Annotated in this window: 1 rRNA gene; it reads right to left on the bottom strand. The window is 54.6% G+C overall.

From position 1 onward, the window contains the following. A 16S ribosomal RNA gene (locus tag HMPREF2891_RS00935) occupies window positions 1-1,458 on the bottom strand; the annotation flags it as partial. Window positions 1,459-1,538: the final 80 nt, after the last annotated feature.

Raw genomic sequence — 1,538 nt, 5'->3', positions numbered from 1 at the left:
CTCCCCCCACAAACGCGGTTAGGCCACGGGCTTCGGGTGTTACCAACTTTCGTGACGTGACGGGCGGTGTGTACAAGACCCGAGAACGTATTCACCGCAGCGTTGCTGATCTGCGATTACTAGCGACTCCACCTTCACGTAGTCGAGTTGCAGACTACGATCCGAACTGAGAACAGCTTTAAGGGATTAGCTCCACCTCACAGTATCGCAACCCTCTGTACCATCCATTGTAGCATGCGTGAAGCCCAAGACATAAGGGGCATGATGATTTGACGTCATCCCCACCTTCCTCCGAGTTAACCCCGGCAGTCTCTCGAGAGTCCCCAACCAAATGCTGGCAACACGAGACAAGGGTTGCGCTCGTTGCGGGACTTAACCCAACATCTCACGACACGAGCTGACGACAACCATGCACCACCTGCACACCAGCCAAAAAGGCCAGCATATCTCTACACTGTACCGGTGCATGTCAAGCCTTGGTAAGGTTCTTCGCGTTGCATCGAATTAATCCGCATGCTCCGCCGCTTGTGCGGGTCCCCGTCAATTCCTTTGAGTTTTAGCCTTGCGGCCGTACTCCCCAGGCGGGACACTTAATGCGTTAGCTACGGCGCAGAAACCACACGGCCCCCACACCTAGTGCCCAACGTTTACAGCATGGACTACCAGGGTATCTAATCCTGTTCGCTCCCCACGCTTTCGCTCCTCAGTGTCAGTAACGGCCCAGAGACCCGCCTTCGCCACCGGTGTTCCTCCTGATATCTGCGCATTCCACCGCTACACCAGGAATTCCAGTCTCCCCTACCGCACTCAAGCCTGCCCGTACCCACCGCAAGCCCATGGTTAAGCCACAGGATTTCACGACAGACGCGACAAACCACCTACAAGCCCTTTACGCCCAATAAATCCGGACAACGCTAGTACCCTACGTATTACCGCGGCTGCTGGCACGTAGTTAGCCGGTACTTCTTTACCAGTTCAAATCAACCACACCCAAAGCATGGCCTTTCAACCCAGCGAAAGAGGTTTACAACCCGAAGGCCTTCATCCCTCACGCGGCGTCGCTGCATCAGGCTTGCGCCCATTGTGCAAAATCCCCCACTGCTGCCTCCCGTAGGAGTCTGGGCCGTATCTCAGTCCCAGTGTGACCGCCCACCCTCTCAGGCCGGCTACCCGTCACCGCCTTGGTAGGCCATCACCCCACCAACAAGCTGATAGGCCGCGAGCCCATCCCCCACCAGACCAAACCATTTCCCAAACCAATCATGCGACCAGCCTGGATTATCCTGTATTAGCCACACTTTCATGCGGTTATCCAAAAGAAGGGGGCAGGTTACTCACGTGTTACTCACCCGTTCGCCACTCTCACCAAAAACAAAAAGCCTTTGGATCCCGTTCGACTTGCATGTGTTAAGCACGCCGCCAGCGTTCGTCCTGAGCCAGGATCAAACTCTCCAAACAAAAACAAAACAGAGAAAAACCAAACCAACCAAAAAAGCCAGCCCAGCGATCCCAACCAAAAAAACAAAAACAAAACAAAA

The sequence above is a fragment of the Actinomyces sp. HMSC065F11 genome, assembly GCF_001813085.1.
Taxonomy (GTDB): Bacteria; Actinomycetota; Actinomycetes; order Actinomycetales; family Actinomycetaceae; genus Gleimia; species Gleimia europaea.
Note: the sequence above shows the minus strand (reverse complement) of the source record. Positions and strands in the feature narration are given on the sequence as shown.